The sequence below is a fragment of the Paenibacillus melissococcoides genome, from assembly GCA_944800085.1.
Classification (GTDB): Bacteria; Bacillota; Bacilli; order Paenibacillales; family Paenibacillaceae; genus Paenibacillus_B; species Paenibacillus_B melissococcoides.
Genome location: CALYLO010000004.1, coordinates 538,846 through 563,842 on the forward strand (window position 1 = coordinate 538,846; position 24,997 = coordinate 563,842).

The 24,997-nt window shown below is 53.3% G+C and carries 21 protein-coding genes; 20 read left to right on the plus strand and 1 reads right to left on the minus strand.

Translation table 11 applies throughout. From position 1 onward, the window contains the following. Positions 1–10: 10 nt before the first annotated feature. From OCY70_RS17285 to OCY70_RS17305, 5 genes are all read left to right on the plus strand, one after another. Positions 11–1,072 carry a hypothetical protein gene (locus OCY70_RS17285; protein ID WP_213429753.1) on the plus strand — a complete coding sequence of 354 codons (1,062 nt, stop codon included), beginning with the start codon at positions 11–13 and terminating at the stop codon, positions 1,070–1,072. A 443-nt stretch (positions 1,073–1,515) separates the two neighbouring features. Continuing rightward, positions 1,516–2,898, plus strand: a complete 1,383-nt coding sequence (locus OCY70_RS17290; protein ID WP_261944998.1) for a hypothetical protein — start codon at positions 1,516–1,518, stop codon at positions 2,896–2,898. 26 nt (positions 2,899–2,924) lie between these two features. After that, entirely contained in the window at positions 2,925–4,751 is a 1,827-nt protein-coding gene (locus tag OCY70_RS17295) for a DNRLRE domain-containing protein (protein WP_261948773.1), read from the plus strand. Positions 4,752–4,837: 86 nt separating this feature from the next. After that, positions 4,838–5,299, plus strand: coding sequence for a phage holin family protein (locus OCY70_RS17300; RefSeq protein ID WP_213429750.1), 462 nt, complete (start codon positions 4,838–4,840; stop codon positions 5,297–5,299). Further along, positions 5,296–5,667: a hypothetical protein gene (locus tag OCY70_RS17305; RefSeq protein WP_213429749.1), complete on the plus strand. Its 372-nt coding sequence runs from the start codon at positions 5,296–5,298 to the stop codon at positions 5,665–5,667. The genes OCY70_RS17300 and OCY70_RS17305 overlap by 4 nt, the downstream gene beginning before the upstream one ends. Positions 5,668–5,953: 286 nt before the next feature. Here OCY70_RS17305 and OCY70_RS17310 read toward each other — a convergent pair whose 3' ends face one another. Continuing rightward, positions 5,954–6,118: a hypothetical protein gene (locus OCY70_RS17310; protein WP_213429748.1), complete on the minus strand. Its 165-nt coding sequence runs from the start codon at positions 6,116–6,118 to the stop codon at positions 5,954–5,956. Between the two features lie 208 nt (positions 6,119–6,326). Here OCY70_RS17310 and OCY70_RS17315 point away from each other — a divergent pair, with 208 nt between their 5' ends. The 15 genes from OCY70_RS17315 (at position 6,327) to OCY70_RS17380 (ending at position 24,928) form a co-directional block, all read left to right on the plus strand. After that, on the plus strand, positions 6,327–7,043 hold the full coding sequence (locus OCY70_RS17315) for a carbohydrate binding domain-containing protein (RefSeq protein WP_213429747.1): 717 nt from the start codon (positions 6,327–6,329) through the stop codon (positions 7,041–7,043). 171 nt (positions 7,044–7,214) lie between these two features. Continuing rightward, complete coding sequence (locus OCY70_RS17320) at positions 7,215–7,877, plus strand: hypothetical protein (protein ID WP_213429746.1); 663 nt, start codon at positions 7,215–7,217, stop codon at positions 7,875–7,877. Between the two features lie 229 nt (positions 7,878–8,106). Beyond that, positions 8,107–8,250, plus strand: a complete 144-nt coding sequence (locus OCY70_RS17325) for a hypothetical protein (protein WP_213429745.1) — start codon at positions 8,107–8,109, stop codon at positions 8,248–8,250. A gap of 248 nt (positions 8,251–8,498) precedes the next feature. Next, complete coding sequence (locus OCY70_RS17330; RefSeq protein ID WP_213429744.1) at positions 8,499–9,677, plus strand: ROK family transcriptional regulator; 1,179 nt, start codon at positions 8,499–8,501, stop codon at positions 9,675–9,677. A gap of 352 nt (positions 9,678–10,029) precedes the next feature. Beyond that, positions 10,030–11,115, plus strand: coding sequence for an extracellular solute-binding protein (locus tag OCY70_RS17335; protein WP_373871496.1), 1,086 nt, complete (start codon positions 10,030–10,032; stop codon positions 11,113–11,115). 53 nt (positions 11,116–11,168) lie between these two features. Beyond that, the gene (locus OCY70_RS17340) at positions 11,169–12,248 is read left to right on the plus strand and encodes an ABC transporter ATP-binding protein (protein ID WP_213429742.1); all 1,080 of its coding nucleotides are present in this window, start codon (positions 11,169–11,171) and stop codon (positions 12,246–12,248) included. A 14-nt stretch (positions 12,249–12,262) separates the two neighbouring features. Continuing rightward, positions 12,263–13,990, plus strand: a complete 1,728-nt coding sequence (locus OCY70_RS17345; RefSeq protein ID WP_213429741.1) for an ABC transporter permease — start codon at positions 12,263–12,265, stop codon at positions 13,988–13,990. A 112-nt stretch (positions 13,991–14,102) separates the two neighbouring features. Then, entirely contained in the window at positions 14,103–16,652 is a 2,550-nt protein-coding gene (locus OCY70_RS17350; RefSeq protein WP_261945001.1) for an NEW3 domain-containing protein, read from the plus strand. Positions 16,653–17,054: 402 nt separating this feature from the next. Continuing rightward, positions 17,055–17,822 (plus strand): creatininase family protein, encoded by a 768-nt coding sequence (locus tag OCY70_RS17355; protein WP_261945002.1) that lies wholly within the window; start codon positions 17,055–17,057, stop codon positions 17,820–17,822. Between the two features lie 10 nt (positions 17,823–17,832). Next, positions 17,833–19,341: an argininosuccinate lyase gene (argH, locus tag OCY70_RS17360; protein WP_213429737.1), complete on the plus strand. Its 1,509-nt coding sequence runs from the start codon at positions 17,833–17,835 to the stop codon at positions 19,339–19,341. After that, positions 19,341–20,015: an N-acetylglucosamine kinase gene (locus tag OCY70_RS17365; RefSeq protein ID WP_306433960.1), complete on the plus strand. Its 675-nt coding sequence runs from the start codon at positions 19,341–19,343 to the stop codon at positions 20,013–20,015. The genes argH and OCY70_RS17365 overlap by 1 nt, the downstream gene beginning before the upstream one ends. Before the next feature lie 81 nt (positions 20,016–20,096). Then, a complete protein-coding gene (locus OCY70_RS35770; RefSeq protein WP_306433959.1) occupies positions 20,097–20,354 on the plus strand; it encodes a hypothetical protein in 258 nt (85 codons plus the stop codon). A 61-nt stretch (positions 20,355–20,415) separates the two neighbouring features. Then, entirely contained in the window at positions 20,416–21,168 is a 753-nt protein-coding gene (locus OCY70_RS17370) for a PIG-L deacetylase family protein (protein WP_213429736.1), read from the plus strand. A gap of 144 nt (positions 21,169–21,312) precedes the next feature. Further along, entirely contained in the window at positions 21,313–23,394 is a 2,082-nt protein-coding gene (locus tag OCY70_RS17375; protein WP_213429735.1) for a DUF262 and DUF1524 domain-containing protein, read from the plus strand. A 43-nt stretch (positions 23,395–23,437) separates the two neighbouring features. Beyond that, complete coding sequence (locus OCY70_RS17380) at positions 23,438–24,928, plus strand: type I restriction-modification system subunit M (RefSeq protein ID WP_213429734.1); 1,491 nt, start codon at positions 23,438–23,440, stop codon at positions 24,926–24,928. The last annotated feature ends 69 nt before the right edge of the window (positions 24,929–24,997 follow it).

A 24,997-nucleotide genomic window follows, 5' to 3' on the forward strand; every position in this document is an offset into this window, starting at 1 on the left:
AGGTTAAAAAATGATAGTCAAGTGGGATTCTGAAAAAAGAAATAACGCCTCTTTAAGCAATGGAGGTCTTAGTGCTTATATAGGTAGTAAAAAAGGGTATGTGATAGCAAATGAGTATAAAACATATGGAAAATACTATTTGGAAATAGTGTGTAAGAGGGTTACTGGTTATAGCAAGATAGGTGTAATTAATTCACATGGTTCTATCTGGGAAATAGAGAGTAGCAGGTCTTTCCCAATATCAAATAATGATGTAATTAGTTTATTAATAGATGTAGATGATAGAAAAGTGAATTTTTGGAGAAACGGATGGGTGATCGAAAGATTCTTCTCAAATGTATCTGGGCCGTTGTCTCCAGTAGTTAGATGCATGTCAGATGGCTCTACACCTTCAATGGAAATAACAGCGAACTTCGGTGCGACTCCTTTTAAATACAAACTTCCTCTTGGTTTTTTACCCTATCAAACACAAGAAAAAGTCTTAGTTTTGTCGAATGGAGTTTGCTTGAAATATAGCAACATAGGGTGGGAGGGAGTAACAAATTCATCACCAACAGAACAAGATTATATTAATCATGGTATGGATGATATTTCGATAATTCCCGAATCGGCGTGGAAAGAACTATCTGGTGATGTTCAAGTGTGCTACTGGACGAATGACCTATACAAACCTGAAGCCTCCTTCAACATCGAAACCGAACCATTTACCCTTGCTGAAGAGTTTGATGATCAGACCATAAAAATAATCGAATATACCGATAACCCTGATCAAGAAGATTCAACCATCACTTTAGAAACCGAACCATTCACCTTTTACGATGAGGTTGGTGACAGTTTTGATGTACTGTACTACACCGACGATCCAGATAAGACGGAAGCCGAACTTGAAATCAACCATAACTATTCACCGCTGGACGAATTCGATGGAGACTTTGAATTGGTGACATGGACAATGGAAGAAGAGGCGGAGGTTCAAGAGGAGCTTAAACCAATATTTAAAGAAAAGATTGAAGATGGCAATCTTTACGGTGTAACCGTGGATTTATCCAAAGGAACTATAAACATTAAGTGAGGCAGTCACAAAGGGCTGTCTCTTTTGTTTTGCATGTCTATTTGAAAGGAGCTGATTTTGTGGCAGGTAATGCAAAACCTAATGTGCCGGATTTAGGGGATGAGGTAAAAATTGAGCTTCTTTCCTTTTGGGGTTCATCAGTAAATACAAGTACGGCATCCGATGCCTCTGCATTGCTTGATGGTATTACAACTAAACAAGGCACTTATAATGCAGCTTTAATGTCAACGACCCACAACTCATATTTAGAGTTCTCAATTAGTAGCGACTGTAACTTGTGGGCTGTCGGCGGCAGCTATTCCGACACTGGTGGCAGTACTCCTAAACAAATAAAACTGCAAAAGTGGGTTGGGGAGGAGTATAAAGACGTTGGAATCTATAATACTAGATCCTCTACTGATTGGTATCTATTGTCCCCGAGCTTGGCAGCAGGTAAGTATAAAGTGACTGCCATAGGAAATTATGTAGCTTTCAACGAGTGGTATGCGGAAAGCATAACTCCAAATAAAAGTTTAATCCAACTAAACAACGGCGAGTATCGAACATACAGAGACACTGGATGGGAAGAGATAAGCCCTCCACTATCCTCGCAAATATTCACCCAACACGGCATGACCGAGCTCTCTATCATCCCGCCGGAAGCGTGGCAGGAATTGGCCCAACTCTCTCCCACAGTCGAAATCGTGACATACGTGCCGGAGAGCAACAAGGTCAAGCCTTTTACCGAGACTTATAGGGACATCCCCTTGCGCATCGATATGAAGGCTTTGCCGTTCGAGCAGCTTGTCGTGCAGCCGAGCGATTTTGAACTGCATGGCAGTCTGCTCGCTATCATTGCGAATCAACTTCCTGTCCAGGCGTATGAGGGCCGATGCCGGTTTATTTTGTCGTTCGATGGCGGCGTGACGTGGGAAGTGTTCCGGAATGGACGATGGAAATCGGTGAATGCAACCGATATGGCGAAGGTGCGCGAGCTGGGCATGAGCTTCAAAACGCTCGCCCGCATCAAAGAAACTCACTTCCAAGATAAGGGCAGCCAGCTTCGGATTGGCTATTATTTGGACGACAGCATTCATCGCGATGAGGAAGTGAAGCTGGATCATTCGCAGTTGATGGTGAGGTCTGCTCTGGACGACGTCAAGGTTAGGGACCTGTCGCTAACGCTTCTCAATACGAAGGCATCGATTGAGCTCAAGCTGACGGGCAACAAATTAACCGGCCGCCTGGATGATGCCGATAAGGGCAAGGTTCAGTACAGGGTGCTGCTGAATGATAAGCCTTACTTCCCCGCCGACGGGGAGTTCACGCGCCTGGCCGCTTCACCGGTCGATATTAATCTGTCGATCTCGGAGCGGGATATTGTGTTCAATCGGGAGAATAAGCTTCGCGTCGAATATCAGGATTATTGGGGCGAGACCGAGTCTTGGGAGACGAAGTTCATCGGCAGCTACTCCGGCTTGATGTTCATGGATGAGACGGGGAATTATTATTCCGATACGTTCGGCGGGATTCTGAAATACTTGGATTTCGATATGCTGATTGCCGGGCAGACCAGTCTGGATCAGAAGGTCGTCGTCAAAAACCAGTTGGGCTACTCGATTACGAATCTGACGTTGAAGACGGTGAATGAGTCGCTCCCGGATGGCGTCGCGATCGAAATGTCCCGGAAGTCGAGCCCGTTCATTCCCGTCGATAGTCTGCTGTACAGTGAAGTATTGCATCATGGAGACACGGTTGAATGTTATGTCCGGATTGCTACGGAGATTGACGCCAAGCCGACGCCGGATGGCCGCTTCGAGATTCGGGCCTATGCCAATCGGATATAGACAGTCTCAATACAATGAGATTGGAAGTGATTACGATTCACGAAGATGAGAGATTATCAAACGGAATAGTTGACGATCCATCCCCTTCCAACCGCATGAAAGGGGCTTTTTATTTGTATGGCTCCGGAAGGAGCGAGGTGGAAGCCGCACTCGTAACGGCCACCCGGGTGAGGGAAGGCATAGACGCCGCGATTTCCGCGAGAGTGCCGAGAGAGGCGGAGCTGCCGGCCGTCCTGGATATCAAGTACCGGGGCAATGAGGATGTGACGGCCGCGATCGAAGCGGTGGCTTCCAGCTACCTGACCGCATCGGTCGAGATTCGGCCCCATAACCGGATGGTTGGACGGGTGGAGCTCCTGGAGACGCCGCGCAAAGACGTCAGCCTGCCTCCGATCGCCGATTCGACGACCCGGAGCGATGCGGAGCTGGTTACGCTGAATTACGGCGACATGAAGAGCATGGTTACGGGGAAGGGCAGCAATGAATCGTTCGAGGCCTTTATTCATTTCGGTCCATTGAATGAATTGGTTCCCGATGTGTACCGTTTGGAAAAGGCGACGATGAAGCTGTATTATGCCGGCACGTTCCCGCACGGGACGAGCATTGAGCTGCATCAGCCGCACAGCATTTGGAGAGAACTCGGGATTACCCACGCGAACAAGCCCCATTCGGTAGAGCTGCTCGCGGATGAATATACGCTTCACCCGGCGGAGCGCTGCATTGAGGTGGATGTGCTTCGCATCGTCGAGCGCTGGCTTCAGGGGGAACTGGACAACTACGGATTTATTGTGAAAACGCACGACGATTACGCGGTCACATTCTATACGAGGGAATCCCACAAGCCGCCCGTGCTCCAGGTCCGCTATATCCCGAACCAAGTGTACAGCATCGGCAGAAGCGCGATCGACGCCTCCGTATTCGTCTACGGGGTTGGAGGCTCCGAGCGGAGAGCCAGCCTTACGGTCCATAGCGACCGCGGCGCGGATGATCGGACAGCGACGCTCTATGTGCATCAGCCTGCCGATCCGATGTTCGAATGGCAGGATGGCTTCCTCCTCGTGTCCAGGCCGGTTCATCCGGCGACGCTGACGGTAGCGATTCGGGAATACCCGGAGCTGGAAGCCAGTTGCACGATTCGCAGAGAGGGGGCAAGCGGGCGGAGGGTGATCATGGCGGCCAGCAGTCCGGACAAGCCCGCTTGCATCACGGTCGATCCGAACATAAGCCTGCCTTGCTCCCTTACGATTGCGAAGAAGGAATCCGAGGGTCCGAAATCGTTCATTACGGCTTCTGTCCCTGCTCTGCCTGCGTATGTGGAAGTGTCGCGCTATCATAAGCATAGCGGCGAGAAAGCAGCCAGCCTGAGCATTCGGGAAGAGCGGGATTCGGATATCGAGTCCCGGGCAATCGTATCCAAGCCGGATATGCATGCGATGTTGACGATTCGGGCGCTCGGAAAGCGGGAGATGGCAGGGCAGATCGAGGTGCCGCACTATGAGGATCATCGCGCCTCGCTTGCGGCGTCCCGCCCAGAGGTTCCAGCCGCTCTGGACGTGAAGCATGCTTCTTCGATCGAGACCTATCTCTATGTGAAGCATGAACACACGCTGGACAGTACCATCCTGATTAAGCTGCCGTCGGATCTGAAGGCCTTCCTTGTCGTTCACGCGATTGATGAGGCGGAGGCGGTCCTTCGGGTCAGCGTTCCGGAGCTTCACGGCTATCTCGCGCCAAGGGTCATTGCGGAGGAGGACTGCCCTGCGGCGGCCCTGATCCGACAGCGGGATGCCGGAGATTTGCATGGTGTCATTACCGTCGGCAGCGCAGGCGGCGCATATTATTATATTTTGTAGCAGGAACTGATATCGCGAGCCGTCCTTCACCGGATGGCTCTTTCTTTTTCGGGAGAGATGGCTGTCGATGAGCAAGGAGGGATCGGGTGTACGAAAAAATAGTGAACAGCAGTATCGGATTCATCGGCGGATTGATAAGCTACTTGTATGGGGGAGGGAGCAGCTTGCTTGAGTTTCTGGCGCTGTTGGCGCTCATGGATTACATCAGCGGCTACGCAGCCTCCGTCATGGAAGCGGCCAGAGGAATGCCGCAGGCCGGGTTGAGCAGCAAGAAGGGCTTTGCCGGACTGGCCCAAAAGGGCTTGATGTTCGTCGTCGTGCTGCTCGCCCATCGTGCCGATGTGGCGCTGGAGAGCGATTTTCTCATGTACGGCACGGTATGGTTTTACATTTCCAATGAGGTGATCAGCATTGCGGAGAACTACGGGCGGATTGGGCTGCCTTTGCCGCCGCAGATCAAGCAGATTATTGCGATTTTAAAAACGAAGGAAGAGCAGCAGCGGCGGTATGAACAGGACAATGACCAGAAAGGAAGGATGAGCAAATGAGCAGCAGAGGAACGCAGGTATGGGGCTCAGTGGCCCTGCATACCGAACCGATTGTCATCAAGGGCACGAATAACACGCTGAATTTCCAGGTGGACGGTATCGAGTACGAGGCGAGCATTCCCCAAGGAACGTATGCGACGAGGCTGGAGCTTTTTACGTCCGAGCTGATCGAGCCAGTCAATGAAGCGCTGCGGCGAGCTCAAGCGCCCGTCATCGCCAGATTAGGCGGCAACCGGCAGGACAAGCATATTTGCGTGCTTGTGCTGGAGCATACCGAGACGGAGGAAGAGCATGTCATCGACGGCTTTGGCGGAAGCGCGCGAGACGTGATCTGGGGCGAGACGGAGCACATCTCCGCCGTGCAATGACGAATTCGCCGGTGACTTGTTGTCATCGGCGAAAGTTATGGTTCGGGCGAACCGGGAGATGAAGTGCCCGGGCCAGCAATCATGCAAAAATGCAGCATTTTATCCCTGCAAAGGGGATTTTTAAGGGAATTCCTGCAAATATACATTATTTTACCTGCTGTAGCTCACATCCAGGCGATAGCGGTTCGAATTCCTGTATCTATGCAGGATTCCCTTTTTGCATTCATCGATGTCTATGAAAAGATGTAGTTTTGCAGCATTTTCGAAGCATTTGAGCCCAAATGGCCTATAACTTGCTCGCGGCCGTCATTGTTTCAGTCGGGGTGAAGATCGTCCCGATTTCTCTCACGCTGTCTTTAATCTGTCTATAAATCGCCTGCGAATTGACATCGCCATCAACCGAAGTAATATAGTAGACATGAATCAGTTGTAATCTAGTTCTCCATCTCATTCGTTGATCACCTGTTTTTATCCGGCATTATGTGTACTACATAAGAACCTGAATCGATGAAAAGGAGGTAATCCGGCCACTGGGAGTCGAAGCTTGCGGGTGAAGGTAAGAGAAAGGAAGACAAAGCCGACCGCATTTTTGATAACGCTTACAATTCGTGCGATTGCGTTCGCTGCAGCGTGTTAAGACATGAAGGAGGATAATGATGATGGTACCGTGGAGAAGCAAGCGGTTCAGCCGAGTAAGCGCCGTGCTGGCCGTACTGCTGGTTGTGTTGACATGCGGAACTGCCGTCGCCGGGGCCGACGCAGAAGGGCATGCGAACAATCAAGCGACCACAGCCGCTGCCGGGAATAAAGGCAAGGGAGAGACCCGCTCCGAGGCGAAGGCGCTGCCTCTGAAAAATCCCGGCTTCGAGCAGCAGACAGCGAAGGACTCGATTCCGGGCTGGACATCGATATTCGCCAGCGTGGAAGGCGCTGTCAGCCATGAAGTTAGCAAGGAAGAAGCGTACCGCGGCAAGCACAGCTTGAAGATTACGGATACGAGCCGCGACCATGCCGTCGCGGTCCAGAGCGATCCGCTGGCTGTCGAACCGGGAACGACTTATACCGGCTCGGTCATGATGCTGCTGAAGAGCGGCAGCGCCAGTCTGCTGTTCCGCTATTATGACGGCAGCGGGAAGCAGGCCGGCGACGATATGCTCCAGCATGTGTCATCGGGCTACGGCGAATGGCAGAAGGTGCAAGTGGGCAAAGCGCCTGCGGGTGCGGCGACGGCACGCATTTTCGCCTCGGTCAACAAGTACCAGATGGCGGAAGTCTATTACGATGACTTCGAGGTGACCTATCCGAAGAAATCGCCGGGCGAGCCGCCGGCCGGAGATATCAGCTTCAAGGGCAGAACCTTTTGCGCCGCCGGTTGATTTGGGCATTCCCGTCTTCACGGTCGCGATCAACGATGCCGTCGCCGGCGTAGAGGACGGGCGGGCCACGATGTACTCGACGGCTCAAGGCGATACGGCACCTCCTTCCGCGGCGCCGCCTGGGTCGAGTTCCGCGATGATCCGGGCTTCCCGGGCAAGTCGATCGTCACGATGCAGCGCGACGGCAAGACCTCTGTATTCAATGTGGACGCGGAGACGAGCAAGACGCTTCCTTCCGTCGTCCAGGGCTCGGCCAATCCGCTTCACAATATGGAGAACGGTCCTGACGGCAGCGTATACATGAGCGGTTATCCGGGCGGGATCGGCGTCCAGTTCGATCCGCACATTGATACGTTCAAGACATTCAGCCTCGGGCAGGCGGAGGGCATGGTCGCTTACGGCACCAATATGTATTTCGGCATTTATCCGGGGGGACATATTTATTCCGTGGATACGACACAGCCGGTTCCCCAAGCGAAGGCGGTGTTCCAGATCGGGTCAGAACAGGATCGCCCTTATGTGATGCGGGCGGCGGATGATTTTATCATGATTGGCACGATCCCCGATTACGGCAAGTTAGGCGGCGCGCTTACGCTCTACTATCCGGATACGGGACAGAAGGAAGTGTACCGGAATATTTTCCACAATCAGAGCATTAACGGTCTGGCCTATAAGGACGGGAAAATATTCGGTTCGACCACCGTCTTTGGCGGACTTGGCATCGGCGCAACCGAGAAAACGGCGAAACTGTTCGTGTGGGATGTCGCCAAAAAAAGAAAAGATCACGGAGTTTACACTGGATATTCCCGAGCTGGATCAGCCCGTGATGATTAGCGGCTTGACGATCGGGCCGGACGGGAACGTCTGGGGAGGCGTCGACGATCATCTTCAAGCTCGACCCGGTGACGTATCGCGTTCATGATTATAAAAACATTTATCCACATGTGAAAAATTACGGCTTCTGGCGCCCATACCATCCGCATTGGGGGCAGGACGGCTTGCTGTACATCGATCTGGCGGATCGGATTACCGTCATCGATCCGAGATACTGGAGCATGTCACGGTGTCCGAGGATAACGGCAGCACGTTCCAGGAGATCGCCTTCATGACGCTGGCCAAGGACGCTCAAGGCAACGAGCATATTTATTACATCGATCAAGCCAGTGTCAAGAAAATTCAGATTACGGGCAAAACTAAAACCCGCTAATTCTGGCCTATCGTTTACTTCTCACAGAATGCTACAGCCGATGACCGCTGTCATCGGCTGTTTTTCGGATAAGGATTGAACTGCCGGCCGAACAGCCGGATGAGAACAGGAACGCCGGGAGATGAACGGAGTAACTGATCAAGAAAAATTAATGTTGACACATTGTAAGCGGATACAATAAAATGGAGGCATCCAAACTTTGTTAATTACTTTAACAAACTACCAGCCTAGCGGAAAGGGGGGGTGAAATGATTGGCAAAGGCCAGACGGGAAATGCCAAGCTGGTGAAGCAAATGAACCGGGAAGGTATTCTTCATCAGCTGCGGGAACACCCGCGTGTTTCGAGAGCCGATTTGGCGAAATTAACGGAGCTAAGCCGTCCGTGCGTCTCCGCATTGGTCGATGAGATGATTGCGGAAGGATTAATCAACGAAGTGGGGTTTGGAGAATCGACAGGCGGCAGAAAACCGATTCTTCTGGAATATAATTTTCAAGCATACGGCGTCATCGGCACGGTGTTCGAAGGCAGCACCCTCCAATTGGCCATTGCCAATCTGCGAGGAGAACTGCTTGTCCAGCGCGCGACATGCCTTCCGCATCCGATGAATGGGGAAGCGGCCATCCGGAGCATTGAGCAAGGGCTGGCGGCCCTGCTTGACGAGAGCGGATTCCGCAAAGAATGGCTGCTGGGCATGGGGCTCGGATTGCCGGGCATCACCCGGCGAAGCGCCGGGACGGTAAGCCACGCGCCGAGCACGGGATGGATGGGGCTGCCGGTGCAGCGGGAAATCGAGGCCGTCCTGGGCCTTCCCGTTGCGATTGAGAATGACGTGAATCTGATGACGCTTGGCGAATTTAACAAGGGGATCGGGGTCGGACATTCCAATCTGGTGTACATGTATACGGGCACCGGCATCGGCGCCGGAATCATGATCGACGGGCAGCTATACCGGGGAGCCAGGGAAGCGAGCGGCGAGATTGGTTATATGGTCATCGGCCCCGTCGGGAAGCAGGCCAAGGGAGAATACGGCGTATTTGAGCGGAATTATTCCATACGGGCGATCCGTGACAAGGCCAGAGGCGTCCTCCCCGTGATCGACGAGGATACGAGCATGATGAAGCAGATCGTCGAACATGCGGGCCGCGGGAATGAAGGAGCCCGAAGACTGCTCGACGACGTCTGCCGGCACTGGACCTATGGCATTGCCAATCTTACAAGCGTCATGGACCCGGAGCTGCTGATTCTGAGCGGAGAAATGCTGCATATCGGGGACGAGGGGATCGCCGCCATCCGGCAATGGCTCAATGATTGGATACCTTCCGTTCCTCCGATCAAAATGGCTGCGCTTGGCGATCAGGCGGGACTTATCGGGGCGATCCATTGCGCGCTCGAAGCTTTTTCAACATCTGCAAATATAAAAAAGTAAGATAAACAAAACCAGCCAGATGAGCTCTTTTCACTTCATCCAGCCGCCTTGTCTTTCAGGCGGTTCAGACACCTCCTCCAAGAAATAAAGAGCAGCAACCCGAACACAACTCTCCAGCGAAAAACAACACCAAGATTCCAAAAAAGCATGAAGGGCTAGCTTGATATGAAAGGTGAATCAGGTATCGATCCTGCGTCAGGACAGGACTTTTTTATGACTTTTCTCCGCATCGTTTATTAATAAAAATGCTATTAATTAACTTATTAGTAATTTTGTAACAGATCAAATATTTCTCAAAAGTGATTTTTCAGAATTTTCAAAAAAAATAAGAAAAAAATTTCACGGGAGGTCAATGATGAGAGATACAAAAAAGTCACTCAAGTGGTTAATGGGGGCAGTTCTCAGCGTAGTCATGCTGATGGTGACCGCCTGCAGCGGCACCGCTTCCGAAGGCGGCCAGCCAGCGGGAACGAACGGATCTGAGAAGCAGAGGCTTGTTATCTATACGGCGCGAGACAAGAACGTCGTTGAGGAAATCATACCGAAGTTCGAAGAGAAGCATCCGGAGGTCGAAGTCGAAGTGCTTACGATGGGGGCGCAGCAAATTTTGGAGCGCGTGCGCGGGGAAAAAGCGAACCCACAGGCGGATTTCTGGTGGGGCGGCACGCAATCGGCCCTGATGACCGCGGCGGATGAAGGGCTGCTCGACAGCGTGAAGCCGAGCTTCGCGGACAGCATTCCGGAGCTTTACAAAGATAGCGAGGATCGATGGTACGGCGAAATGCTGCTGCCGGAAGTGATCATGTACAACTCCGCCGCGTTGAAAAAAGAAGAGGCGCCTCAAGATTGGGACGACCTGCTGGATCCGCAATATAAGGGGAAAATCATTATTCGCGGCGTGCTCGCTTCCGGAACGATGCGAACGATATATTCGGCCATGATCTACCGTCAAGACGCGAACGATCCTGCCCCAGGCTATGAATGGCTGAAGAAGCTCGACGCCAATACGAAGGAATACGCTCAGGATCCAACCAACCTGTATCTGAAGCTGGCGCGCGAGGAAGGCACGCTGTCGCTGTGGAATCTGCAGGATATCATGATTCAGAAGGAATTGCAGAAGCAGCCGTTCGACTTCATCTATCCGGCCAGCGGCGCGCCGATTCTGGTCGATGGGGTCGGCGTGGTCAAGGGCGCCAAGAACATGGAAGCAGCGAAGAAATTTTATGAATTCCTGTTCGATTCCAACCTGCGGGTGGAGCTGGCGGAGAAGCTGTACCAGATTCCGACGCGTACGGATATTAGCAAGGATACGCTCCCGACATGGCTCCAAGGACTGGATTTGAAGCCGCTGCCTCTGGATTGGGCGGTCATGGCGGAGAAGGAAAAGGAATGGATGCAGCATTGGGACGAGAACATCAAGGGCAAAGGGTCCAACTAAGGCATCGGGCGGGGGCTCCTCCGCCTGAGCACATTACCAAGGGGGCAAGCAACTTGATAGAGGTCAACCTGGATCATGTGAGCAAACAATTCGGAAACGTAAAGGGAGTCGCGGACGTTCATGTCCGGATTCAACCCGGGGAGTTTTTCACCTTTCTTGGGCCGAGCGGCTGCGGCAAGACGACGACGCTGCGAATGATCGCGGGCTTCTACTATCCGAGCGAGGGACGCATCCTGTTCGGCAGCAACGATGTGACGACACTTCCCCCGAACAAACGAAATACGGGCATGGTGTTTCAGAACTATGCGTTGTTTCCGCATATGACGGTGTTTGAAAATATCGCATTCGGGCTGCAAGTGAGAAAGGTCGCGAAGTCCGACATCGTACAGCGCGTCGAACGCGCGCAGAAGCAAGTGCATCTGGAGGGGTACGGCAGCCGCCGCATCGATCAATTGTCTGGCGGCCAGCAGCAGCGGGTAGCGCTGGCCCGTGCGCTTGTTATCGAGCCGCAAATCCTGCTCCTTGATGAGCCGTTATCGAATCTGGATGCGAAGCTGAGAGAAGAAACGAGAATCGAAATAAAAAGACTGCAGCTGGAACTCGGAATTACGACGATCTATGTCACGCATGATCAGGCCGAAGCGATGGCGATGTCGGACCGGATTATGGTGATGAAGGGCGGGGTGGTGCAGCAGATAGGGAGCCCGGAGGAGATTTATCATCGTCCGGTCAACCGGTTTGTCGCGTCTTTTATCGGGGAATCCAATCTGTGGGAAGGCGCCGTGGAACGAATCGCAGACGGAGAAGCGGTCATTCGCGTCGCTCCGGATCTGGTCCTGACGGGGCTGGCTGCGAACGCTTCGCCGGACTGCGAGCTGGAAGCGGGCAAGCGCGTCACGATGTCCATACGTCCGGAATCGATACGCGAGTCCCTGCCAGGGGAGCCCGCGGACAATGTCGTCCACGGCAGCGTGGTCATCTGCGAATTTACGGGCGTGAGCGTGAATTATGTGTCGCAAGCGGCGGGGCGGCAATTGAAGGCGATGTTCGTCAATCAAGGGCATCGGGTGCGAGGAAGAGGGGAAGCCATTTCCTTGTTCATTCCAAAAGAAAGCATCTACTTCTTGGAATAGAGAGGGGATGAACGATGATACCGAAACGGAACATAAAACCGGGGACTGCTCCATTCAGACCCTTTTCCATTACGCAGTCGCCGTATTTTGTCTATGTCTTGGTCGCGCCCTTGTTTCTGGTGCTGTTGGCTTATGTCGTATATCCGCTGTTCCAAACGTTTATGCAAAGTATTCAGGCAGAGGCTCAACTCTCGCTTCAAAACTATGCCCGCTTTTTTAGCCTGGAGCATACCTCCAATCTGGAAGCGCTCTGGACCAGCATTTATATTTCGGTGCTAAGCGTAATCACCTGCGCGATTGTCGGCGTTGCGATGGCCTTTTTACTGGAACGCTACGAGTTCCCCGGCCGCAAAATCCTGGCCGTCCTCGTGCTCGTGCCGATGGCCTTGCCGCCGCTCGTCGGCGTGCTGTCGTTTACGTTTCTCTATGGGGAAAGCGGCATTATTCCACGGGCGCTCAAGGAGCTGCTTCAGCTTGAACAGGTGCCGTTTGCGTTAAAAGGCATCTGGGGCGTGCTCGTCGTCCATACGTTCACGATGTACACGTACTTTTACATGACGGCATCGTCGGCGATCCGCAATCTCGACCCGTCGCTGGAAGAGGCGGCGGCCAGTCTCGGCGCGGGAAGGGTCTACATATGGCGGCGCGTCATTCTGCCGATGCTGACCCCGGCCTTGGTCGCCTCGTCGCTGCTCGTGTTCATGATCGCGATGGCTTCCTATACGGCTCCGCTTATTTTCGGCATTGAGCGGACGATGACGATGCAGATTTATTTGTCTCGAACGAACGGCAATCTCGATATGGCGGCAGCGCAGTCTACCATCCTGTCAGTCGTGTCGATCGTGTTCCTGCTCGTCATGCGCTGGTATCAGGGCCTGCGCAATTACCAGAACATGAGCAAGGGGGTCAGCGTGCATCGGACGGAAGTGAAGAGCGCCGCGGGCAAATATGTCGCTATGCTCCTGTCTGTCGCAGGCGTGATCGTGCTGCTGCTTCCGATTCTCGTGCTCGTTCTGAGTTCGTTCTCGGCGGACGGCAGGTGGACGACGCAAATTTTGCCTCCCGAATATACAGTGGAGCATTACGTCAAGCTGTTCACCGACAGCAAAACGTGGCGGCCGATTGCGAACAGCTTCCAGATGAGCTTCGTGGCCACCATCGGCAATGTGATCTTCGGTGTCGCTGCCGCTTATGCGATGGTGCGCTTGTCCTTCCGGGGCAAAACGCTGCTTGACGCGCTGATTATGCTTCCGTGGGCCTTGCCCGGCACGGTCGTCGCGGTCAACCTGATCGCCGCCTTCAGCGAGCCTACCGTATTCAGCTTCAATCAGGTGCTCATCGGCAGCTTTTGGATACTTCCGTTGGCGTATTTCGTCCGCCATTTGCCGTTAGTGTTCCGGTCCACCTCAGCCACCTTGGTCCAGATGGACGCATCGGTCGAGGAGGCGGCGCGCAATCTGGGCGCATCGTGGTGGTACAGCTTCCGCCGGGTCGTGTTCCCGATGGCGTTAAGCGGGATTTTGGCGGGAACCCTGCTCGCGTTCGTGCAGGGCATCGGGGAATTCGTATCTTCCATTTTGCTCTTTACCGCCAAAAGCACTCCGTTATCCGTCGAAATTTTTCAGCGGATGTATTCATTTGAATTCGGGACGGCTTGCGCGTACGGCGTGCTGCAAATTTCCTTGATCATCATCGTGCTCTTCGTATCGCGCAAAATAACGGGGGACAGCACAGCTATGTAACGGTCGGTCATTTCGTGGGAACACCTAGGGGTTCGCGATCCACGTGATGATATGCAGCGGGGAACGGGCCATTCCCTGCTGCAAAGCATTCCACCATTAGAGGAGGGATTTGATGATCAGAGGCAAGTCAGCTTCGAAGTTCTGTTCCCTGGTCATGAGCGTGGTGTTGGCGGGCAGCGCCCTGCTGTCCGCTCAAGCCCAACCCGCGTTTGCGGATCGCGGGGTCGCCGATCTATGGAAGGCGATTCGGCCATTGACGACGATCGCGAGCGCCATGAACACGGGGGCTCACCCCGATGATGAGCACAGCGCGACCTTGGCTTACCTGTCCTTGGGGCGAGGCGTGAGCACCTCCAGCGTCATCGCGGTCAGAGGGGAAGGCGGACAGAACGAGATCGGGAGCGAGCTGGGGCAGGCCCTCGGCGTCATTCGGACCCGTGAGCTGCAGGAAGCATCCCGCATCACTAACGTGACGTTAGGCATGCTTGGCGAGAAGCTGGACGATCCGATCTACGATTTCGGCTTTTCGAAGAGCGTGGAGGAGACGCTGGACAAATGGGGCGACTCCGTCGTCTACGAGCGCTTGATTCGAAAAATTCGCGAGCTCCGCCCGGATGTCATCATTCCTTCGTTCTTGAACGAAGCCTCCACGCATGGACATCACCGCACGATCAACGTGCTTACCGTCAGGGCGTTCAAGGATGCGGCGAATCCGGACATTTTTCCTGAACATCTGAAAAAGGGGCTTCAACCCTGGCAAATCAAGAAGCTGTACGTGCCGGCCAATTCCAAGGATTACAGCGTGAATGCGCCGGTTGGCGACTACGATGAAATCTACGGCGCGTCGTATCTTCAGCTTGGGGAAGAATCCCGCTTCATGCACCGAAGCCAGGGCATGGGCAGGGTGTACGACGAAGGCCCCGTGCAAGGGGAGCTGTTCAGCAAGTATTACAAGCTCGAGCTAAGCACGGTCGCATCGAAGGTGAAAGAGAATGACTTCTTCGATGGCATCGCCTTCACCTTTGAGGATTTGGCACAACAAATCGAGGCGAAGGGCAAAGACGGCAAGGTCGCCCGTGATTTGCGCGCCTTGCATAAGGACGCGAATGAAGTCGTTGCCGCCTATCCAAGTTTTTCCGGCGTCCTGAAGCAGTTTCATAAGATGAAAGCCGATGTGGAGACCGCGCTGGCTGATGTCAAAGCATCCGGTCTGGAGGCGGCAGCCAAGGAGGATTTGCTTCACCGGCTTCAGGTCAAGGAAGCACAGTTGAATCAGGCCAGCATGGAAGCGGCGTCCGTGGTGGCGAAGGTCAAGCCGGCCGAGAGCGAGCTGGTGGCGGGCCAGACGACGAAGGTCGTTGTCTCGGCCTTCAACGGCGGATCAACGATCCTGCGCAACGTTAACTTGAGCCTTCGCATCCCCCCAGGCTGGAAGGCCGCTCCGGCCGGAGCGGCCCGCTTCGAGCAATTGGGCTACAACGAGACGGCATCCACCGTCTTCGAGGTGACGGTCCCCGCGAACGCGCCGCTGTTCAAGCCTTATGACCGTCCGGTGTTCCAGGGGAAGGTCGAATATGAGGCGTACGGCACGGCCACGACGCTGGATGTTGCCCCGCAGAACGCCGTGGCTGTTCTCCCGCCGTACTCGCTGACGCTTAGCCCAAGCGCCACGATTCTGAATACGCTCCGGGCGGGAGAGCCGATTCCGGTGAAGGTGACCGTGCGCAACTACACGCCGGGCGCTTCCAAGGCGTCAGTGTCGTTGAACGTGCCGGAGGGCTGGACGGCCGAGCCGGCCGTCGAAGAGCTAAGCTTCGCTGCCAAAGGCGAAACGAAATCGGCCGCATTTACGGTCAAGGCGGCATCGAACGTGGCGCCGGGCACCTTTTCCGTGAAGGCGATCGCGAAGAACGGCACCGTGCTCAGCACACATGGGGCTCAGGTCATCGAATACCCGCATATCGGCAGGACGTACCTGGTGCAGCCGGCGGAGCTCACCATCCAGGCCTTCGACCTGAAGGTGCCGGACCAATTAAAGGTCGGCTACGTGTCCAGCGGGTTTGACAACATCGACCAATATTTGCGCCAGGCGGGCGTGGATGTCGTCAACCTGGATGCGAAGGATATCGAATCCGGCGATCTGTCCCAATACGACACGATCGTGCTCGGCATTCGCGCATACGCCTTCCGCCCGGAATTGATTCCGAGCAATCAGCGCCTGCTCAGCTATGTCAAGGACGGCGGCAACCTGGTCGTTCAATATCATAAGCCGGAGGACAAATGGTCGCCGGAGCTGGCTCCGTATCCGATTACGATCGGAACGCCGCTCATTCAGTGGCGCGTCACGGACGAGAATTCGAAGGTGACGATGCTGGCCCCGGATCACCCGATGTTCAACACGCCGAACAAGATTACAGATCAGGATTGGCGCGGCTGGATTCAAGACCGCTCCGCCTACAATCCGTCGAAATGGGGCAAGGAGTATACGGCGCTCATCTCGAACGGCGACCCGGGGGAGAAGGAGTTCACGGGCACGTTCCTGACCGCGCCTTACGGCAAAGGGGTGTATACGTACAGCTCCCTGGTCTGGTACCTCCAGATTCCGGCGCTCGTTCCGGGCTCCATGCGGATGTTCGTCAATATGATTAGCCAGCATCAATAAGAAGGCGGTACACGCAATCGCAATATGCTACTCTGAACACTGCCCGATCGCTGCGTGATAATGTCTGATAGTCGCCAACCTGTAACGGCTATCTGCGCAGCATAGCATCATCGGCGAGGGCCCCGGACGGATTACCGTGAAAGGACGGAGCGTGAGCCGTCAACCCGAATGGATTTGCGTGAAAAGACGGAGCGTGAGCCGTCAACCCGAATGGATTTGCGTGAAAAGACGGAGCGTGAGCCGTCAACCCGAACGGATACCGAGACAAGACGGCAGCATAAGCCGCCAACCCGAACGGATACCGTATAAGACGGCATCACGAACAATTTTCGTTGCGGAAGTGAAAAGCTCCAGCTTTTCGCCCCCTTCGGGGCCCTCTCCCATTTTCGCTCGCATGAGGAGGTGCAAGCATTGAAGGCAATCGAAGTTCACGGGCGGGACATCGAGCAAGTGACAAGGAAGGCGCAGTTCGCCGTCGTTCCGTTGGGCTCAGTGGAATATCATGGTCCGCACGCTCCGCTCGGAACGGATACGATCCTGGCGGCGAGCTTCGCGGAGAGGATTGACCCTTCCCTGCATCCTTTGATCTATCCGGACATTCCGTACTCGGCCTGTCCCGGCAAGACCCGGCATTATCCGGGCACGCTTCGAGTTCGCCCCACAGTCTTTATCGACTATCTCGCCGATGTCGCCGAAGGCATATGCCGGCTCGGCATCCGCCATATCGTGCTGCTGAACACCCACGATGCCAATATGGGGCCGGCCCGCACCGTAGCGGAGCATGTAACCGGCACCTATCCTGACGCCAGCTTCCTTCTGATCAACTGGTGGCAGATGGCGAGCGTCGAGTTCACGCAGCGGATGGGGCTTTTTCAAGGAACGGCTGGCCGGGGGCATGGGGGGCCGTATGAAATGTCCGCTGTCAAGGCATTTCGCCCGGAAATGGTAACCGTACAGGAATCGGACCTGGAATTCGAAGCAGGTTCTCCCTTATCTCCTGTGCCCTATGTATTGGTGGAAGGAACTCCGCAAGGCTGGGACGGCTATACGGGCCGCATCCGGCAGTGCTCCCTTGAGGCGGGGCAAATCATCGTGGAGGAAGCGAGCCGCAATATGAACTTGCTCATCCAGGAGTGGCTGGCGAGGAGAACAGACAAGAAGAAGGAGTGATATTTGCGCTATGGGATATCGTGAAAAATGGATGGAAGCGGAAGGAACTTCATTCCCTGGCAAAACGTACGCGGAGGTGGTGCTGGAGCCTGCTTTTAATGAAGCGAAAACCCATTTGCTCGGTCCGATGATGGCGATCAACAAGGCCCATCTTATCATGCTGCAGCGGCAGCAGTTGGTGTCGCTTGACGAAGCGAAGCGAATCGCGAGCGCGATTCGGGCCATCGACACGGAGGCGCTGCGCCAAGCCAGTTATACCGGGCAGTTCGAGGATTTGTTCTTCCAGGTCGAGCATCAACTGCTGGAGCATGCAGGCGAAATCGCCGGCAATCTGCATCTGGCGCGCAGCCGGAATGACATGGGCATCGCGATCTACCGGATGGTGCTGCGGGAGAAGCTGCTCGTGACGCTGGCTTCCGCGCTGAAGCTGAAGGAGCAGTTGTTGCTGTTCGCCAGCGACCACACCGGCACGCTGATGATCGGCTACACGCATACGCAGCAGGCGCAGCCGACGACACTTGCGCATTACATGATGGCGGTCGCCGATTCGCTCAACCGGGACATTCGGCGCATGATGGCGTCCTACGCCAATTGCAACCGCAGCAGCATGGGCGCGGCGGCGCTCACGACATCGGGCTTCGCGATTAGCCGGGAGCAGATGATGGAGCTGCTTGCTTTTGACGAACTTATCGATAATTCCTATGACGCCATCGGCGGGGCCGATTACCTGGGCGAGATCGCGACGGCCGTGCAACTCGCGGCGATCAATCTGGGCCGGGTCGTTCAAGATATGCTGCTGTGGTGCACGCAGGAGTTCGGCGCGCTGCATGTGGCGGCCCCGTATGTGCAGATCAGCTCCATCATGCCGCAGAAGCGCAATCCCGTCTCGTTCGAGCATATGCGCGCCCTGCTGTCGAGCTGCGTAGGCAATACGAACACGGTACTGACGATGATCCACAATACGCCGTTCGGCGACATCGTGGACACCGAGGACGACATGCAGCCTTATGCCTGGAAAAGCCTCGGCATGATGGACAGCATCTACCGCCTGTTCGCCGCCGTCATCGGCACGATGGATGTGAACAAGGAGGTGCTGCGCCAGCGTACCCAGGGAAGCTTCGCCACGGTGACCGAACTGGCGGATACCCTTGTCCGAACGGATGGCTTGTCGTTCCGCAAGGCCCATCATATCGTCAGCGACGTGGTGCGGCAGGCCTTGGCGCAAGGAATGGCGGCCGATCAGATTACGCTTTCTCTCGTCAACGAGAGCGCGCGGCGCCATATCGGGCGAGATACGACGCTTAGCGAAGAAACGCTGGGCGAGGCGCTCGACCCCGCGCATTTTGTGGATATTCGTTCGCTGCCTGGAGGGCCGAGCCCGAAGGAAGTGAAGCGCATGATCGGAATTCGGATGAATGAGCAGCAGGCGCATGTGAAATGGGTTGGGCAGGCGCAGGACAAGATTCGGCGGGCGATGCGGCATTTGGACGAAGTCATCCTGGAGTGGAGTGGTACTTGATGGCGGTACGCCGCATCCCCCTGCTGGCCGTCGACGGCGGGGGGACGAAATCCCTTGCCGTCTTTACGGATAGGCAGGGCCATTTGCTCGGACGGGGCCAAGGCGGCCCGTCCAATTACCATGGCAGCGGGACAGAGGGAGCGATCCGCGAGCTGGCGGCGGCGATCCGCGAAGCGATCGCGGATCTGGAGCGGAGCAGCGGATGTCCTGTCATACCGGATGCGAATGAAGGGGAAGCGAATGTGGAAGTCGAATGTGCCGTATTCGCCCTGGCCGGCCTGGATACCGAGTCCGACAGGCGCGCCGTCACCGGATTGGTGCAGGAGGCGCTCGCGCTGCTGCCCCTTCAAGCCGGGCACCTGATCGTGGAGAACGACGGTTATGCCGCCCTCCTCGGCGCGACCGGCGGTCAGCCGGGGATATTGGTGATTTCCGGAACCGGCTCGATTATATACGGCATCGACGGGCACGGAAGGACGACGAGGGCGGGCGGCTGGGGCCACCGTGTCGGCGACGAAGGCAGCGGCTATTGGATCGGCAAGCAGGCGGCGCTGGCGATTCTGAGGGCTTATGACGGAAGGGGAGCAGACACGAGGCTTAAGGAATGGGTGCTGCCGTATTTAGGCATGGAGCGGGAAGAGGAGTTGTTCGACTGGATATACGGGTCAGCCTAATCCATTGATACCGTTAGCCGGCTTTCCCGCGCCGTCGGCCAGGCGGCCTCCGCCGGGGATAAGGAAGCGCAGCGGATATTAATGGCAGCCGCTGAGGAGTTGTTTTACGCCGCAGCCGCGGTGATTCGTCATTTGTCATTCCACCGCGACCCCTTTGTGGCGATTATGCAGGGCGGCGTGCTGCAGCATGAAAGTTACGTCCGGGAAGCGCTGATGCGCCGGATCGAAGCGTACGCTCCGCATGTCCAATGGAACGAGGCACGCCGGGAGCCGATTTACGGCGTTGTTGCCATGGGATTATCTTATTTAGAGATAAAGGGGAGGGGAAAACGCCAATGATAACGTTAAGCGCTGCTCCATTCATGCGAGCAACCGATGAACGGCGGGAGGCGGAAGGGAAATGAAGACAAGATGGCTCTTCGTGTTCGCCCATCCCGACGATGAATCCTTTGCCGCCGCAGGGACGATAGCGAGGCTGAGCAGTGCGGGCCACGACGTCATTCTCGCGTGCGCCACTTCAGGATGCAAGGGGAGGTCGGGCGAATTCCGATTCGCTTCACGCGAAGAATTGGCACGGTACCGGGAACAGGAGCTGCGGAACGCCTGCTCCATCCTCGGTGTCGCCGAGCTCGTGCTGTACCGGTATCCGGACGGCGAGCTGAAGTCGCTTGATTTACTCGCGCTGGCGCATCGGATTCAGTCCACGATTGTCGAACGAAGGCCAGAGATCATTATTACGTTTCCGCCGGACGGGGTGACAGGACATCCCGATCATATCGCGATCTCCCGGGCTACGGAGACAGCGGTCGAACGGGCCGAGGCGCATTACCCGGAGGGAAGGAAGCCATTATTCTACTATATCTCGATCCCTCATTACTATGACCATTGCCCGGACTCCGGCCCGCCCCAGACCTGCCCGATCACGGCGCGGGCCGATATCCGCGGCTTCCGCCAGCACAAAGGGCGGGCCCTGCAGGCCTACCGGAGCCAGATCTACTCCGTGAACCGCGCCTACCCCGGGGTCATGGACGGCGACTTCACCGTCATCGGCGACTACGAATACTACACCCTGGTCCGTGCCAACGGCCAGCTTGTCCTCCCAAAGACGGCCCCGGCGGCTCTCGACGAACTGCCGGAGATGGAGTTGGGGTGATGGGAGATCTGATAAATTGAAGAAGCACATATTTCCTGTCGCTCCTCATTGAGCGGCAGTTTTTATTTAGGGTGGGGGATTTAATTTATGGTACTATTGAACTAAGAGCATCTGGATGACAATTCTAGGATGAGGTGAGTAACCATGAAGGCTTCGGAAACCAATTTTCTGAAGTTTTTGCAAGGAACGAAGCAATTTATCATTCCGATATACCAACGAAAATATAGTTGGACCATCAATCAATGCAAACAATTGTGGAACGATATTATGAGAGCGGCACATGATGAGAACATGAAAGGACATTTTATTGGCTCAGTCGTATATGTAGAAAAAGGAATATTTCAAATCTCCTCCATCCCTCAGCTACTTGTGATCGATGGACAACAGCGGCTGACTACACTAACGCTATTGCTCAAAGCTTTTGCGAAGGTACTAGAAGAGCGGAACGAAGACTTCGAAATGACGAAAAAGAAGCTTATCAATTACTATTTGGTTAACAACGAAGAAGAAGGCGATTTGTTTCATAAATTAGTATTGACTCAAACGGACAAAGAAACGTTAATTCGCCTCATTGAGGACAAAGAATTGCCTACTGTACCATCACAACGTATCATAGAGAATTATCATTACTTTTTGGACGAGATAAGAAAAGTGAATATGAGCCTAAGCGCCTTATTCCATGGGCTTACGAAATTAATTGTTGTCGATATCTCGCTTGATCGTGACCACGATAATCCGCAACTCATATTTGAAAGCTTGAATTCTACCGGTCTTGATCTGTCACAGGCAGACTTGATTCGCAATTATGTATTGATGGGATTGGAACCTAAGGAGCAGAACGAGCTTTACGAAAACTACTGGTTTCCCATGGAGCAGGCCTTTGGAACGGCTGATACTGAGGTGTTCGATCGTTTTATACGAGACTATTTAACCCTGAAGACAGGGCGTATTCCTAACAAAAACAATGTATATGCAGATTTCAAATCATTCGTCTACAGCCAAGAGGGAAGAAGTCTTCATGAAATTGTAAAAGATATTTATCGATATTCTAAATATTTTGCCATTCTGAACTTTCAACAAGACCCTGACAAAGAAATTACCGAGGCTCTAAAAGACATCAATGCATTACGAGTAGAGGTATCTTATCCGTTCTTGCTTGAAGTGTATGATGATTATGCAGCGAATAAGATTGACAAACAAGAATTAATATCGATTCTTCGGTTAGTTGAATCCTACGTGTTTCGGCGATCCATTTGCGGAGTCCCGCCTAGCTCATTAAATAAGACTTTTGCAACGTTAAGCAAGGAAATCGATGAAGATCACTATTTCGAGAGCATACAGGCTGCATTTTTGCTAAAAAATTCATATAAACGAATGCCTAACGACGAGGAGTTTACACGAGAATTCGTTGTGAAAGATATTTATAACTTCCGGAATCGCAATTATTTGCTTCGCAAGCTGGAGAATGATAACCGGAAAGAGATCGTCAATATTGAGAGCTACACAATCGAACATATCATGCCTCAAAATGAGAACCTTTCGTCCGAGTGGAGACAAGAGCTCGGTTCCAATTGGGAAGAGGTTCATAAAACGTATCTGCATACGATTGGTAATCTAACCTTAACACGCTATAATTCAGAATTAAGCGATAAGCCGTTTAAGGTCAAGCGTGATCAAGCAGGAGGATTCGCCGATAGTCCACTTCGATTGAATCGTGAGTTAGCGCAATTACATACCTGGAACGAAGCAGAGATTCGTAAGCGCGCAATATCATTGGCAGAACAGGCACGCTATGTGTGGAAACTACCTCATCTAGATGCTGACGTATTGGTGAAGTATACTAAAAAAGGAACTGAAAAAGATAAAATCTATTCGCTTGCCGATCATGCGGAATACCTTCAGGGGGACATGTTAAAGTTGTTTGAACAATTGCGAACAAGAATTTGCAATTTGGATAATTCAATCCGTGAGGAATTCAAGAAACTGTACATTGCGTATAAAGCCACTACTAATTTTGTAGACATTGTTCCGCAGAAGAGCCGATTGCGGTTAAGCCTGAATCTTGCCTTTCATGAAATTAATGACCCGCGTGGAATATGCAAGGATGTGACCAATCTTGGACGTTGGGGCAATGGGGATGTAGAGATAGGGATTTCCTCACACGAGGAGCTGGATTACATCATGTTCCTTATCGAACAAGCTTTTGAGAAGCAAGTCGAAGACTGATATATATATGAATAAACAGAACAAACTGGGGGAATAGCAACCAATGAGTCAGTTGACACAACAAGAATTAGAATCCCATCTATGGAAATCCGCCGACATTTTGCGAGGCTCGATTGATTCCAGCGACTATAAAAACTATATATTCGGACTGCTTTTCTTGAAACGATTGAGCGATGTATTCGATGAAAAGCGGCAAGCGCTTATTGAAGAACATGGAAAAATTGGACAGCTACTTGTAGACGACCACTCACAATATCAATTCTACGTACCGGAAGCAGCTCGCTGGGAAGAAGTTCGCAAGCATGCCAGCGATATTGGTTCCGCGATCAATGTGGCGTTTGAAGCGCTGGAAAATGAGAATGTGACATTGGAAGGCGTACTTACACCGATCGACTTTAACCGGAAAGAAGTGCTGACAGATAGCGTATTGCAACGTTTATTGCAGCACTTCTCGGAGTTGAATCTCCGCAATGATAACTTGTCTGAGCCGGATATGCTCGGCCGGGCATACGAATACCTGATTAAAATGTTCGCCGATGATGCCGGGAAGAAGGGCGGAGAGTTCTATACGCCTTCTAAAGTAGTAGAACTGATCGTGAAGCTCATTAAGCCGCAGGATGGCATGCGCGTGTATGACCCGACTTGCGGTTCCGGCGGGATGCTTATACAATCCGTTGATTATGTAAAGGAACATAATGGTAATCCCCTATCGTTATCATTGTATGGGCAAGAGAAGAACCTGGGAACTTGGGCGATTGCCAAGATGAACCTGCTTCTGCACAACCTTCCAGATCCACGTATTGAAAAAGGAGATACCATTCGTGAGCCGAAGTTGGTAGAAGACGGGGAAATCATGTTGTTTGATCGCGTTATTGCCAATCCGCCGTTTTCATTGAAAGAATGGGGGCGCGAAGTCGCGGAGAATGACGTATATGGCCGTTTCCAATACGGCATTCCACCCAAAAATGCAGGCGATTACGCATTTATTCAGCATATGATTGCTTCGCTTAAAGCAGATGGCATATGTGGCGTTGTTATGCCTCACGGCGTCCTTTTCCGCGGTGGAGCAGAAGGCAAGATTCGCCAAGGCTTGTTAGAGTCAGATTTGTTGGAAGCTGTAATCGGGCTGCCTGCGAACCTTTTCTATGGGACAGGTATTCCTGCTTGTGTACTAATCTTCAATCGTAACAAGGCTACGGAACGTAAAGGTAAAGTATTGTTTATTGCAGCAGAGGATGGCTATCAGGAAGGCAAGAATCAGAATACGTTGCGGGATGAGGATATCTCCAAGATTGTAGCTGCGTTCGATGCCTACGAAGATGTTGAAAAATACGCACGCGTGGTTTCGTTAGAGGAAATAAAAACTAATGACTTTAACTTAAACATTACGCGGTATATTGATAAATCCGAAGAGGAAGAGCAAGTCGATTTGGGGTCCGTTATTGCGGAAATATCAGAATTGGAAAGCAAACAAACCGAAATTAAAGCTAGACTTAACGGCTATCTTCGTGAGCTAGGGTTGGGTGAAGTGTAATGAGCATGAAACGGGTTCGTGAAGGATATAAGATGACAGAGCTTGGGGAGATTCCGGTTGAGTGGGAAG